Genomic DNA, 12,928 nt, shown 5'->3' on the forward strand with positions numbered 1-12,928 from the left:
CGCTGTGGCCGTCAGGCTTGTTCTTTCTTCGGCTCGCGAATCTTGTACCAGGCCACGTACAGCGCCGGCAGGAACAGCAGCGTGAGCAAGGTGGCGATGATGATCCCGCCGATCATCGCGTAGGCCATCGGGCCCCAGAACACTTCACGGGCGATAGGGATCATGCCCAGGCTGGCCGCTGCTGCGGTCAGCAGGATCGGCCGGCGCCGGTGTTCGGTAGCTTCCACCACCGCGTCCCACGGCGTGTAGCCGTCGCGCTCGTAGGCGTCGATCTGCGTCACCAGGATCACCGAGTTACGGATGATGATGCCGATCAGCGCAAGGATCCCGAGAATCGCCACAAAGCCCATGGGCGTGCCCGTGGGAATCAGCGCCAACACCACGCCAATCAGCCCCAGCGGCGCCACGCTGGCCACCAGGAACATCTTCTGCACGCTGTGCAGCTGGATCATCAGGAAGGTCGCCATCAGGAACAGCATCAACGGCACTACCTTGGCAATCGGGCCCTGGGCCTTGCCGCTTTCTTCCACGGTGCCGCCGGTGGCGACCTTGTAGCCCACCGGCAACCCAGCACTGAACTTGTCGATGTCCGGCTTGAGCTGTTTCACCAGGTCGGTCGGCTGCATGTCGTCGCGCACCGCCGCCTTGATGGTGATGGTCGGCTTGCGGTCGCGACGCCATACCAACGGCTGTTCAAGCTCATAGCGCACGGTGGCAAACGCCAGCAGCGGAATCGAGGTGCCGTTGGGCGTGACGATCTGCAGGTTCTGCAAGGTTTCCGGCGTACCGCGTTCGGCATCTTCGGCGCGGCCGACCACGTTGATCAGGTAGATATCGTCATGCACCTGGGTCACCGACGCACCGCTGACCACGCTGTTCATCAACTGCGCCACGTCTTCCGACGACAGCCCCAGTTGCCGCGCCTTGTCCTGGGCGATGTCCACCCGCAGGACTTTGCCCGGCTCGTTCCAGTCGTAGATGATCTCGCCCATGTGGGTATTTTTATCGAGCATGGTCGCCAGTTCGATCGCGTGTTTGCGCACCTGGTCGATGTCCTTGCCAGACACCCGGTACTGGATCGGACGCCCCACCGGCGGGCCCATTTCCAGTGGCTGCACGAAGCTGCCCACGCCGACAAAATCTTCCCGCAGGCGTTTTTGCAGGCGCGCAATCAAGGCGCCGCGCTCTTCCAGGCCCTTGCTGACGATCACCAGTTGCGCGTAGTACGGGTTCTCCAGTTGCTGGTCCAGCGGCAGGTAGAAACGGATCGCGCCCTGGCCGATGTAGGTGCTCCAGCGGGCGATGTCCGGGTCGTCCTTGATGATCGCCTCAAGACGGTCGACGGCCTTGCGGGTCTCGTTGATCGAGGCGTTTTGCGGCAGGTTGAGGTCGACGAGAATTTCCGGACGGTCCGAGGACGGAAAGAACTGGTTCTGCACAAACTGCATGGAAAACACCGACGCCACAAACAACAGCACGGTGATGCCGATGGCCCACCAGCGATTGCGCATGGCCCACAGCATGCCACCATTGAACGCCCGGCCCACACGACCCGGCTCGGCATTGTGGGGTTTTACCTTGCTGCTGAGGATGTGCACGCCCAGCACCGGCGCGAACAATACCGCGACCACCCACGACACCAGCATCGCCACGGCAATCACCGCGAACAGCGTGAAGGTGTACTCCCCCGCCGAACTGGCGTTGAGGCCAATCGGCACAAACCCGGCGACGGTCACCAGCGTGCCGGTCAACATCGGGAACGCGGTGGAGGTGTAGGCGAACGTCGCCGCCTGCTCCTTGGTCTCGCCTTTTTCCAGGCGCGTGATCATCATCTCCACGGTGATCATCGCGTCGTCCACCAACAGGCCGAGGGCAATGATCAACGCGCCCAGCGACACCCGCTGCATGGTGATGCCGCTGTATTCCATGAACACGAACACCAGCGCCAGCACCAGCGGGATCGAGCACGCCACCACCAACCCGGCACGCACGCCGAGGCTGATAAAGCTCACCACCAGCACGATGATCACCGCCTCGAACAACGCGCTGGTAAAGCCGCCAACGGCCTCCTCCACCACTTCGGCCTGGTCGGAAACCTTGTGCACGCCCACACCCACCGGCAGGTCGGCGGTCAGGTCGTCCATGCGTTTGTGCAGGGCCTTGCCGAAGTCCTGGATGTTGCCGCCCTTCTGCATGGCGATGGCCAAGCCGATGGCGGGTTTGCCGTTGAAGCGGAACATCGGCGTCGACGGGTCGACATAGCCACGGGTGATTTCCGCCACGTCGGCCAGCCGATAGAAACGGTCATTGAGCCGCAGGTTGACGTTGGCCAGGTCCTTCTCCGAGGCGAACTGCCCGGAAGTGCGCACCGAAATCCGCTCCGGCCCGGCCTCGATCACCCCAGCCGGCGTCACCGCGTTCTGCGATTGCAGGCTCTGCACCACCTGGCGCTGATCGATCCCCAACGCTGCGAGTTTGCGGGTGGAGAAATTCAGGTAAATCACTTCGTCCTGCTGGCCGATCATCTCGACCTTGCCCAGCCCCGGTACCGAACGAATTTCGGCGCGCACCTGCTCCACGTAATCGCGCAGTTGGCGCATCGACAGGCCGTCAGCGGTAAACGCATACACGGAGCCGAACACATCCCCGAACTCGTCGTTGAACGCCGGCCCCTGCAAGCCTTGGGGGAAGCTGCCGCGAATATCGTCGATCTTCTTGCGGACCTGGTACCAGATCTGCGGGATGTCCTTGGCGCTGGTGGTGTCCCGCAGGAACACGAACACCGTGGACTCGCCGGGCCGGGTGTAGCTCTTCACGTAGTCGAGGGAGTCCAGCTCTTCGAGTTTTTTCTCGATGCGGTCGGTGACCTGCTTGAGGGTTTCTTCCTGGGTCGCGCCCGGCCAGCGGGTCTGGATCACCATGGTCTTGATGGTGAACGACGGGTCTTCCTCGCGGCCGAGGTTCATGTACGAGAACACGCCCATCAGCAGCGCGACGAACATCAGGTACCAGACGAAGGACTGATGCTTGAGGGCCCAGTCGGATAAGTTGAAGCTCCCTTTCATCGCGGGCTGTCCTCGTCGATTTTGACTTTTTGCCCGGGCTTCAGGCTGTTCACGCCGGCACTCACCACCCGCTCGCCGGGTTTGACGCCTGCGTTGAGCAAGGCGCTGTCGGCGTCACGGCTGACGATGCTGACGTCACGGGGCTGTACTGTCTGGCTTTGGGTGTCGATGACCCAGATGCGGGTCTTGCCGTCGGCTTCCTGCAAGGCGCTGAGGGGCAGTTCGATACGCGGCGCGATGGCTGAACTCAGGGTCACGCTGATGGCGGTGCCAAGGCGGAACGCGGGCGGTGTTTCCGCCAGGGTCAGGCGGGCGCGACGGGTGCGCGTGGCGCTTTGGGCCTGGGGTTCGATCTCGCGCACGGTGGCGGTGGTGCTGACCGTGGGGTCCATCTGCCCGGCGACCAGGAACACCACATCCGACGGCAGGCGCTCGGCGAGGCCGGCGGGCAAGTCGATGACGGCTTCCTTGATGTCCGGTCGTGCCAGGGTCACCACTTGCTGCCCGGCGCTGACCACCTGGCCGGCCTCGGCATTCCAGGCGGTGACGATGCCTGCATGGTCGGTGCGCAGTTCGGCGTAGTTGAGCTGGTCCTTGGCCTGGTTGACCGAGGCCCTGGCCTGATCCAGGGAAGCCTGGGTGGTTTTCAGGTCGGTCTGGGCGATGTCCAGCTGGGCCTGGGCGCCGACGCCACGGTTGAACAATTCCTGCTGGCGGCGGGCATTGGCCTGGGCGTTGATCCACTGTGCCTGGACCCGGGCCAGGTCGCCCTGGGCGGCGCGCAACTGGTTCTGTTGATCGGTGGGGTCGAGCACGGCCAACAACGCGCCCTGCTGCACTTCAGCGCCCACGTCGACCGCGCGCCGGGCGATACGGCCTGGCACACGGAAACCGAGATTGCTTTCGTAGCGGGCCTGGATCGTTCCGGCGAAGCGGCCGAGGTTTTCCTGGTCCTCGGCTTTCACTTCAATCGACAGCACCGGGCGCACCGGTTCCGGCGCCGGTTCTTCCTTGGAACATGCCATCAACAGCAGGCTGGCGGCGAGCACACACGTCAACTGCTTCATGGCTGCACTCCCTGGGCCTGGGCCTGATCCGGCGGCTGGGCGATTTCCACGATCATGCCGGGATGCAGCAGTTGCCCGCCGGCCACCACGACTTTTTCGCCGCCCTTGAGGCCGTCGCTGATGATCACCTTGCCGGTCAGGTAACGCGCGACCGTGACCTTGTGCAGTTGCGCCTTGCCGTCGCCGTCAATCAGCCAGACAGCCGGCGCACTGATGTCTTTGGTCAAGGCAGCCCACGGCAATTCGATGCTGGCCTTGGCCGGCCCGTTGGCGGTGGCGCTGACCACCGAACCCAGTTGCATGCCCTTGGGCAGTGCGTCGAGGGCGATTTTGACTTGCACCGTGCCGGTATTGGCGGCAACGGCCGGGGTGACTTCGCGCACCTTGCCCACGGCGGTGATCTGCGGATTTTCCAGCAGGCTGACGGTAATCGGTTTGTCCGGCGGCGGCTCCACCAGCAGCGATTCATAGACGTTGAACACCGCGTCGCGCTCGCCATCCCGGGCCAGGCTGAAAATCGGCACGGTGGCCTGCACCACCTGGCCCACCTCGGCCTGGCGGGCGGTGATGATGCCCGGCGCGTCGGCGACCAGCGAGGTGTAGCCCAACTGCTCGCGGGCATTGGCCAACTGCGCCTGGGCGGCGGTCAGCGCGCTCTGGCTGCTGCGCAACGCGGCCTGGGCAGAGTCGTATTCGCTGCGGCTGGTGTAGCCCTTGGGCAAGAGTTTTTCCTGGCGCACAAACGCGGCGGCGGTCTGTTTGACCCGCGCCTGCTCGGCGACCACCTGGGCCTGGGCGGAGTCGACGTTGGTCTGCAAATCTTTCGGATCGAGCTTGGCCAGCACCTGCTTGGCGCTGACGCGGTCGCCGACATCCACCATGCGCTGGATGATCTTGCCGCCGACGCGGAACGACAGATCGGTCTGCACCCGGGCCTGGATATCGCCGGTCAAGGTCACGGCGGCGGCAAAGTCGGTGGACTTCACCGTCTGCACAAACACCCGGGAATGTTCCTTGGGTTCGGCTTTTTCCTGGCCGCAACCGCTCAGCAGCGCCAGCAGGCCAAGGCCGAGGATAAATGTGAGTTTGGGACCGCCCATGCAGGCTCCTTGCTTGATTGACGCGTCGGTGATTATGCGACTGTTAGCGTAGTTCAGGGTTCCGCGTCGTAGGCATTGACTTACAGGAAATCAGGACGCTCGCGACACTTCTCGGCCAGCCGACGCAGGTAATATGCGGATCCACATAATCGCGAACATCCTCTCATGCTCAAAACCCTCGCGGTGGCCAATTACCGCTCGATCAACAAATTGGTGGTGCCGCTGGATCGGTTGAACCTGATTACCGGCCCCAATGGCAGCGGCAAGTCCAACCTGTACCGCGCCCTGCGGCTGCTGGCGGAGACGGCCCAGGGCGGCGTGATCAACGCACTGGCCCGCGAGGGTGGGCTGGATTCAACCTTCTGGGCCGGGCCGGAAAGCATCAGTCGGCGCATGCTCAGTGGTGAAGTGGCGGTGGAGCCCATCGTGCGCCAGGGCGCCAAGCGGCTGCGCCTGGGGTTTGCCGCAGAGGATTTCAGCTATGCGATTTCCCTGGGGTTGCCCGAGAAAACCTTGTCCTATTTTTCCCTGGACCCGGAGATCAAGAAAGAATGCATCTGGGCCGGGCATGTATTTCGCCCGGCGAGCCTGCTGGTGCAGCGCTCCGGCCCGATGGTACGTGCCCGCGATGGCCGAGCCTGGGATGTACTGGCCCAGCACACGCCGAACTACCACAGCCTGTTCGACCAGGTCGGCAGCCTGCGGGGTTCGCCGGAGGTATTGTTGCTGCGCGAAAGCATTCGCGGCTGGCGCTTTTATGATCATTTTCGCAGCGACGTCGACGCCCCGGTGCGCCAGCCGCAACTGGGCACGCGCACGCCGGTGCTGCATCACGATGGGCGGGACTTGGCGGCGGCGTTGCAGACCATCCGCGAGATCGGCGACCCCGAGGCGTTGCAGCGGGCGATCGGCGATGCGTTTCCGGGCGCGCGGTTGAATATCGAGCCGTTGCAGGGCGGACGCTTTGCCATCGAATTTTATCAGGAAGGATTGCTGCGGCCCTTGTCGGCAGCAGAGTTGTCGGACGGGACCTTGCGCTACTTGCTGCTGGTGGCGGCGCTGCTGACGCCGAGGCCACCGACGATGATGGTATTGAACGAACCGGAAACCAGCTTGCACCCGGATCTTTTGCCGGCGTTGGCGCGGCTGATCATTCAGGTGTCGCAGCAGTGTCAGGTGTGGGTGGTGTCCCATGCCAGCCGCTTGATTGCGGCGTTGCAGCAGGATGAAGGGTGTAATTCGATCGTGCTGGAGAAGGTGATGGGGCAGACGCAGGTGGTGGGGCAGCGGGTGCTGGATGAGCCGGCGTGGCATTGGCCCAGCTGATGATCGTTCCCACGCTCTGCGTGGGAACGCATCACGGGACGCTCCGCGTCCCAGCAGCAGACGCGGAGCGTCCAAGGCGGCATTCCCACGCGGAGCGTGGGAACGATCATTGACGGGTCAACCCTGCCACTTCCCGCCTTCAACAATCACACTCTCAGGCTTGGTGTCATCGCTCAGTTCCTTGCGAACATATTGGTCATACAGCTTGAGCAAATACTTCTCTTCGCCCAACTTCGCCAGCTCGGCATTCACCCAATCCCGCAATTCGATGTTGCCCTTCTTCACCGCCGGCGCAATCGGCGCTTCATCCCCCAGTTTCTGCTCCAGCACGCGATAGCCCGGGTTCTGCTTGGCCCAGCTGAACAACACCAGGTTGTCCTGGGCATAGGCATCACCACGGCCCGCCGACAACGCTTGCAGCGACTCGGAATTTTTCTCGAACTTCAGCAGTTTCCAGTCCGGGTGGTTCTTGGTCAGCCAGATATCCGCGGTAGTGCCGGTGGTGACGATGGTGGTGCGGGTCGCCAGGTCGTCCAGGCTCTTCACCGAGCTGTCCTGCGGCACCAGGGCCTGCACCGCGACTTTCAGGTTCGGGTTGGTGAAGTCCACCGCTTCCTTGCGCTCCGGCGTCACCGTCATGTTGGCGAGGATCAGGTCGACCTTGTCGCTTTGCAGGAACGGAATGCGGCTCGCCGGTTCCACCGCGACGAATTCAACCTTGTTCTCGTCCCCCAGCAGGTCCCTGGCGAAACGGCGGCCGATGTCGGTATCGAAGCCGACATAACGGCCGGACTCATCCACGAAACCAAACGGCGGCTTGTCGGTGAATACGCCGACGATCAGCTTGTCCCGCGCCTTGATCTTGTCGATGTAGCTCACCGCAGCGGGTGCCGGGGTGGCAGCGGCAGCCGTCTTGGCGGGCTCTTCGGATTTATTGCAGCCGGCCAGCAAAGCGAGGCCGAACAGGGGGAATAACAACTTGGCAGTTTTCATGACAGCTCCAGTTCCTTGGTTCTTTTGGGCAGTGTTGAAACGAAGGAGAACTTCTCCAGGAACTGCTGCGCGCGTGCGGTTTGCGGGTTCGTAAAGAATGCCTCGGGGGTGTTTTGTTCGAGGATGCGGCCGGCCTCCATGAACACCACGCGGTCGGCGACGGCGCGGGCGAAGGCCATTTCATGGGTGACGATCAGCAGCGTCATGCCGTCCCGGGCCAGGCCCTGGATCACTTCCAGTACTTCCTTGACCATCTCCGGGTCGAGGGCGGCGGTGACTTCGTCAAACAGCATGACCTGCGGGTTCATGCACAACGAGCGGACGATGGCGATGCGTTGCTGCTGGCCGCCCGACAGCTGGCGCGGGTAGGCGTCGCGTTTGTCGGAGAGGCCCACCCGTTCCAGCAGTTTTTCAGCCTGGGCCCGGGCTTCGCGGGGCTCGCGTTTTTGCACTTTCAGCGGGCCGAGCAGGAGGTTGTCGAGCACGCTCATGTGCGGGAACAGGTGATAACTCTGGAACACCATGCCTACGTCCTGGCGCACCTGGCGCCAGTCGGTGGCCTTGTCCAGCAGCTCCTTGCCGGCAAAACGCAGGCTGCCGCTGTGGGCCACTTCCAGGCCATTGAGGCACCGCAGCAAGGTGCTTTTGCCGCAACCGCTGGGGCCGAGGATCACCACCACTTCGCCGCTTTGCACACTCAGGTCGATGCCGTCGAGCACCTGCTGGTCGCCGAAAAACTTGTTGAAACCCTGGAACTCGATCAATGCGCTCATGCTTGGGCCCAGCGCCGTTCCAGCACCTTGGAGGCGGCCGACAACGGGTAGCAGATAAAGAAGAAAAACAGGAACAGCGCGCCGTAGATCAATACGGACTCGTAGGTGCGCTCGATGATTTGCTGGCCGACCTTGATCACGTCCACCACACCGATCAGCACCGCCAGGGAGCTGGTCTTGATGATGCGGGTGTAGACGTTGATGGTCGGCGGCGTCATGCGTTTCAGGGCCTGGGGCAACAGCACGTAGCCGTACAGTTGCGGGTCCGACAGGCCAATCGACAGGCCGGCTTCACGCTGGCCTCGGGGCAACGAATGCAACGCACCGCGCACCACTTCGCCGACTTCACTGGCACCCCACAGCGACAACACCAGCACGGCGCACCAGAAGCTCGGAATGCTCAGGCCAAAGAAAATCGGCAGGCCGAAGAACAGCAAGTACAACCACACCAACACCGGAATGGCGCGGAACAGCTCCAGGTAAATCCGCAGCACCAGGTTGATCGCTTTCGAATTCAACGTGCGCAGCACGCCATACACCACGCCGCCGACGGTGCTGAAGGCGATGCTCAAGAACGAGATCGACAGGGTTTGCGCCGCGCCCTTGCCCAGTTGCGGCAAGGACACCCAGAGTAATTCAAGACCCGAACTGGCCATGCTGGAGCCTCCTTTCAAGGCGGCTGAGCAGCAGCGACAGCGGCAGGAATAACAGCACGCAGATCAACGTGAGCACCGCGAGCATTTCGTAGGTTTTGTAGTAGAGGGCGATATAGCTTTTGGTGGTGTAGAGAATCTCCGGCACCGCCACCGCCGACACGATCGTGGTTTCCTTGAGCAGGAAAATAAAGTTCGCAAACAGCGCCGGCAGGCTGAGGATCCCGGCCTGGGGCAGGATCACATGGCGCAGCAGTTGCCAGTGGGACAGCCCGATGGACTTGCCCGATTCGATCTGTGCCAGCGGCACCGCCTCGACACCGGCGCGCAACACTTCCGTAAGGTAGGCGCCGCCGAGAAAGGTCATGGTGATGATCGCCGCCCAGAACCCGGAGATATTCAGCCCCAGGGCCGGCAACGCGAAGTAGACGAAAAACAGTTGGATCAGCAGCGGTGTGTTGCGCGCCAACTCCACGTACAGCGCCACCAGGCGCCACACGTAGGGCGTGCGAAACACCAGCAGCGCGGCGTTGATCAAGGCCACCAGCATGGAGGTGCCAATGGCGATCAGGCCGACTTGCAGGGTAACGCCCACGGCCTTGAGAAACGCCGGCAGCGTGCTGAGGATAAATGCGTAATCGAAGGTCATCTGAAATCCCTGACGCCGCAGGGGTAAAGCGGCGTTGGTGCGGTCCGGTCCAGCGTGGGTAACGCCGGGTAGCGCCGACTTTAAAGGTATAAAAAGCAAAATTTAAATACCGAAATAGCATATTGATATCACCCAAATAGATAACCTGCGGATTCGCGGTGCAGATGGATGACAGCTACTGTTCCCGGGGAAGTAGGACGGGTCTTTTTATCGGAGCTGCACTTCAGGGATAGGCAGCGCGTGGCCAGACTGACGGCCAACCAACAGCGAGGGAGTGAGCGATGAACGAGAGGCAAAACCGATTGATCCGCAGGAACTGGTGAAGTGGCTGGTGGCACTGCGCAGGGCCATTAACAGTCGAAATATCTGAGCTGACACAGTCCCAAATGTGGGAGCGGGCTTGCTCGCGAATGCGGTGTATCAGTCAGCAGATGTGTTGGCTGACCCACCGCATTCGCGAGCAAGCCCGCTCCCACATTTCGATTGTGTTCCAGCCATAAAAAACGCCGACGCTGTAGAAGCCGTCGGCGTTTAAACCTTGAAGGAGGTTTTTGGGTTCGATCAGAACGCCGGCACGACCGCGCCGTTGTATTTCTTCTCGATGAAAGCTTTCACTTCAGGGCTGGTCAGGGCTTTGGCCAGCTTCTGGATCGCGTCGCTGTCCTTGTTGTCCGGGCGGGCAACCAGGAAGTTCACGTACGGCGACTTGGCGTCTTCGATGATCAGTGCGTCCTTGGCCGGGTTCAGGCCCGCTTCCAGGGCGTAGTTGGTGTTGATCAGGTCCAGGTCAACCTGGTCCAGGACGCGTGGCAGCAGCGCCGATTCCAGCTCTTTGAATTTCAGGTGTTTCGGGTTGCTGGCGATGTCTTTCGGCGTGGCCAGGGCGTTGGTCGGGTCTTTCAGGGTGATCACGCCAGCCTTTTGCAGCAGCAGCAGGGCACGGCCGGAGTTGCTGCCTTCGTTCGGGATGGCCACGGTGGCGCCATCTTTGAGCTCAGAGATGTTTTTGATTTTTTTCGAGTAGCCGCCGAAGGGTTCAACGTGCACACCGACCACGGTGACCAGGTTGGTGCCTTTACCCTTGTTGAAGTTTTCCAGGTACGGCAGGGTCTGGAAGTAGTTGGCGTCCAGACGCTTCTCGGCCACCTGTACGTTCGGTTGTACGTAGTCGGTGAAGACTTTGATTTCCAGGTCCACGCCTTCTTTGGCCAGGGTCGGCTTGACCAGCTCAAGGATCTCGGCGTGCGGGATCGGGGTAGCGGCTACCACCAGTTTCTCGTTGGCCTGGGCGAAGCTTGCAGTCAGGGCAGCCGCCAGTGCGGTAAACAACAGAACCTTTTTCATGCAGTGTCCTTATCGAAAATCCGGGTCGTCTGGGACGGCCGCTTTTTTAGTGGATGCCAGCGAAGTGCTATCGCGGCGTGCAGCGGACAATACCGAGGTTTTTTATTCCAGAACAATACTTTTTATTCACTTTGATATTCCATTTTGTTCATGCAGGAGCCCGTCTTGCCGGCGATGGCGGTCTTGAGCCTTGCGATGCTCCTGAGGACGCCATCGCCGGCAAGCCGGGCTCCTACAAAACAGCGTGTTCTTTCAGATAGCTTTTCAGGGCTTCAACCTCGGCGGCGCTGGCGTGGCCAAGAATTCGCCGCACCTGCTCCACAGGCGAACCCGCCACGGGCAGGTTCAAATGCTCAGGCAGAATCTCGTCGCCACTGCTGACCAGCAAGGCAAAGTGAATCACGTTCTCCAACTCCCGGGTGTTGCCCGGCCAGCTGTGATGCTCCAGCACGCGCTGGGCTTCGTCGCTGATCAGCGGCACCGGCAGGTCGAGGCGCTGGCTGTAGATGCCGAGGAAATATTCGGCCAGTGACAGGATGTCGCCCACCCGCTCGCGCAGTGCGGGCAGCTCCAGTTGGCCTTCGCTGAGGTAATGGAACAGGCGCTCATGAAACTTGCCGGCCGCCACGGCCTGGGCGAGGTCGATGCTGGTGGCCGCCACCAGCCGCACATCCACCGGGCTTGGCTGATGGGCGCCGACGCGGGTGACTTCGTGGTTTTCCAGCGCCGCCAGCAGCTTGACCTGGATTGGCAGCGGCAAGTCGCCGATTTCATCCAGGTACAACGTGCCGCCGTTGGCCGAGCCAAACCAGCCGGCGCGGCTGCTGGCTGCGCCGCTGTGGCTGCCTGCGGCGTAGCCGAACAGTTCGGCGTCGGCGTATGTCGGGCTGATGGCGCCGCAATTCACCGAGACAAACAGGCCGGTACGGTCGCTGCCACGGTGGATATGCCGGGCGAGCAACTCCTTGCCGCTGCCGGTTTCGCCGCGGATCAACACGGGCAAGGCGCGGGGGGCGAGGTTTTCGAGGTCTTCGCGCAGTTGCCGCGAACGCGGGTCGACAAACACCAGCGCCTTGGCACGAATGCTCAGGGGGCTTTTTTCGGCGTCGGGGAAGGTCAGCAGGGGCTGACCGAAGGTTTCATGCAGGCTCATGGCAGGCTCCCGCCCCATCCACGAAGGGGAAGGGGCGTTTAAAAAATTTTATGCACGGCGCCGGGAGTGATGTTCCAGGCGATTTTGCAGGCGATAGAGGTAGGCGAAACCCTGTTCCCAGCGTTGATGGCCGGACTTCACGTTGATGTGCCCGGCGCCCGCGAGAATTCCCGCTTCGGCGCCCCAGTTACGTGCCATTTCCAAGGCGCGGGTGGCGCTGACGGCGCTGTCGTTGTCGGAGCTGACGACCTGGCTTGGGAACGGCAGCAGGTGGCTGGGGATTGGCGCAAAGTTACGCAGGGCGGGTGCGCAGGCAGGGCGTTCGACATCGGCCGGGGCCACCAGCAGGGCGCCGCGTACCTGACGCAGGAATTGCACCGGTGCGGTGGCCGCCCAATGGGCGACGGTGATGCAGCCCAGGCTGTGGGCGATCAGAATCACCGGGGTGCTGTCGGCGGCGATGGCTTCGGCCAGGGCGGCCACCCAGTCTTCGCGGCGTGGGGTGAGCCAGTCGGCCTGCTCCACACGAGCGCTGTTGGGCAGGCTGTTCTGCCAATGACTTTGCCAATGATCTTCTGGCGATCCTTGCCAGCCCGGCACGATCAGATAACGAATCGACTCGCTGTGCATGGGTGTGCCCTCCTGCAGCGTTTAACGTTGTGGGTCAGTATAGGCACGGGGTATATATTCGTTAAGGAATAAGAAGCTATTTATTAATAACCAAAATGTTTGTTGAGAGTGATGGGGGGTTTAGGGGGATGGGGGTACATATCCGTTTCTTCGGTTATGGCCGCTATTGGTTCCG

General features: G+C 62.0%; 11 protein-coding genes. 1 reads left to right on the forward strand and 10 read right to left on the reverse strand.

Features of this window, described 5'->3' with window-relative positions:
* Positions 1–11: 11 nt before the first annotated feature.
* The 3 genes from HX839_RS01785 to HX839_RS01795 are packed head-to-tail and all read right to left on the reverse strand — an operon-like array spanning position 12 to position 5,232.
* Positions 12–3,065: an efflux RND transporter permease subunit gene (locus HX839_RS01785; RefSeq protein ID WP_087692737.1), complete on the reverse strand. Its 3,054-nt coding sequence runs from the start codon at positions 3,063–3,065 to the stop codon at positions 12–14.
* A complete protein-coding gene (locus tag HX839_RS01790) occupies positions 3,062–4,132 on the reverse strand; it encodes an efflux RND transporter periplasmic adaptor subunit (RefSeq protein WP_177066663.1) in 1,071 nt (356 codons plus the stop codon). The genes HX839_RS01785 and HX839_RS01790 overlap by 4 nt, the downstream gene beginning before the upstream one ends.
* Positions 4,129–5,232, reverse strand: a complete 1,104-nt coding sequence (locus HX839_RS01795; protein ID WP_177045599.1) for an efflux RND transporter periplasmic adaptor subunit — start codon at positions 5,230–5,232, stop codon at positions 4,129–4,131. The genes HX839_RS01790 and HX839_RS01795 overlap by 4 nt, the downstream gene beginning before the upstream one ends.
* Before the next feature lie 165 nt (positions 5,233–5,397).
* Between HX839_RS01795 and HX839_RS01800 the strand changes: the two genes are divergently transcribed.
* Positions 5,398–6,558 carry an AAA family ATPase gene (locus HX839_RS01800; protein ID WP_177066664.1) on the forward strand — a complete coding sequence of 387 codons (1,161 nt, stop codon included), beginning with the start codon at positions 5,398–5,400 and terminating at the stop codon, positions 6,556–6,558.
* A 117-nt stretch (positions 6,559–6,675) separates the two neighbouring features.
* Here HX839_RS01800 and HX839_RS01805 read toward each other — a convergent pair whose 3' ends face one another.
* The 7 genes from HX839_RS01805 to HX839_RS01835 all read right to left on the reverse strand — a co-directional run bounded on the left by HX839_RS01805 (position 6,676) and on the right by HX839_RS01835 (position 12,753).
* A complete protein-coding gene (locus HX839_RS01805; protein ID WP_177066665.1) occupies positions 6,676–7,551 on the reverse strand; it encodes a transporter substrate-binding domain-containing protein in 876 nt (291 codons plus the stop codon).
* Entirely contained in the window at positions 7,548–8,324 is a 777-nt protein-coding gene (locus HX839_RS01810; RefSeq protein WP_003211829.1) for an amino acid ABC transporter ATP-binding protein, read from the reverse strand. The genes HX839_RS01805 and HX839_RS01810 overlap by 4 nt, the downstream gene beginning before the upstream one ends.
* Complete coding sequence (locus HX839_RS01815; RefSeq protein WP_008435829.1) at positions 8,321–8,980, reverse strand: amino acid ABC transporter permease; 660 nt, start codon at positions 8,978–8,980, stop codon at positions 8,321–8,323. Before HX839_RS01815 ends, HX839_RS01810 begins: the two co-directional genes overlap by 4 nt.
* Complete coding sequence (locus HX839_RS01820; protein WP_003211825.1) at positions 8,961–9,626, reverse strand: amino acid ABC transporter permease; 666 nt, start codon at positions 9,624–9,626, stop codon at positions 8,961–8,963. The genes HX839_RS01815 and HX839_RS01820 overlap by 20 nt, the downstream gene beginning before the upstream one ends.
* 561 nt (positions 9,627–10,187) lie before the next feature.
* Positions 10,188–10,970: a MetQ/NlpA family ABC transporter substrate-binding protein gene (locus HX839_RS01825; RefSeq protein WP_003211822.1), complete on the reverse strand. Its 783-nt coding sequence runs from the start codon at positions 10,968–10,970 to the stop codon at positions 10,188–10,190.
* 232 nt (positions 10,971–11,202) lie between these two features.
* Positions 11,203–12,123, reverse strand: a complete 921-nt coding sequence (locus HX839_RS01830) for a sigma 54-interacting transcriptional regulator (protein ID WP_003211821.1) — start codon at positions 12,121–12,123, stop codon at positions 11,203–11,205.
* A 48-nt stretch (positions 12,124–12,171) separates the two neighbouring features.
* Entirely contained in the window at positions 12,172–12,753 is a 582-nt protein-coding gene (locus tag HX839_RS01835) for an alpha/beta hydrolase (RefSeq protein ID WP_177066666.1), read from the reverse strand.
* Positions 12,754–12,928 lie beyond the last annotated feature (175 nt).

It is taken from the genome of Pseudomonas sp. I8001, from assembly GCF_013385345.1.
Taxonomy (GTDB): Bacteria; Pseudomonadota; Gammaproteobacteria; order Pseudomonadales; family Pseudomonadaceae; genus Aquipseudomonas.

What these genes read in the sequence shown, in the direction of transcription:
- HX839_RS01820 (WP_003211825.1), bottom strand. Translation starts at nt 9,626, where the DNA reads ATGACCTTCGATTACGCATTTATCCTCAGCACGCTGCCGGCGTTTCTC.
- HX839_RS01800 (WP_177066664.1), top strand. Translation starts at nt 5,398, where the DNA reads ATGCTCAAAACCCTCGCGGTGGCCAATTACCGCTCGATCAACAAATTG.
- HX839_RS01835 (WP_177066666.1), bottom strand. Translation starts at nt 12,753, where the DNA reads ATGCACAGCGAGTCGATTCGTTATCTGATCGTGCCGGGCTGGCAAGGA.
- HX839_RS01810 (WP_003211829.1), bottom strand. Translation starts at nt 8,324, where the DNA reads ATGAGCGCATTGATCGAGTTCCAGGGTTTCAACAAGTTTTTCGGCGAC.
- HX839_RS01815 (WP_008435829.1), bottom strand. Translation starts at nt 8,980, where the DNA reads ATGGCCAGTTCGGGTCTTGAATTACTCTGGGTGTCCTTGCCGCAACTG.
- HX839_RS01795 (WP_177045599.1), bottom strand. Translation starts at nt 5,232, where the DNA reads ATGGGCGGTCCCAAACTCACATTTATCCTCGGCCTTGGCCTGCTGGCG.
- HX839_RS01785 (WP_087692737.1), bottom strand. Translation starts at nt 3,065, where the DNA reads ATGAAAGGGAGCTTCAACTTATCCGACTGGGCCCTCAAGCATCAGTCC.
- HX839_RS01830 (WP_003211821.1), bottom strand. Translation starts at nt 12,123, where the DNA reads ATGAGCCTGCATGAAACCTTCGGTCAGCCCCTGCTGACCTTCCCCGAC.
- HX839_RS01825 (WP_003211822.1), bottom strand. Translation starts at nt 10,970, where the DNA reads ATGAAAAAGGTTCTGTTGTTTACCGCACTGGCGGCTGCCCTGACTGCA.
- HX839_RS01790 (WP_177066663.1), bottom strand. Translation starts at nt 4,132, where the DNA reads ATGAAGCAGTTGACGTGTGTGCTCGCCGCCAGCCTGCTGTTGATGGCA.
- HX839_RS01805 (WP_177066665.1), bottom strand. Translation starts at nt 7,551, where the DNA reads ATGAAAACTGCCAAGTTGTTATTCCCCCTGTTCGGCCTCGCTTTGCTG.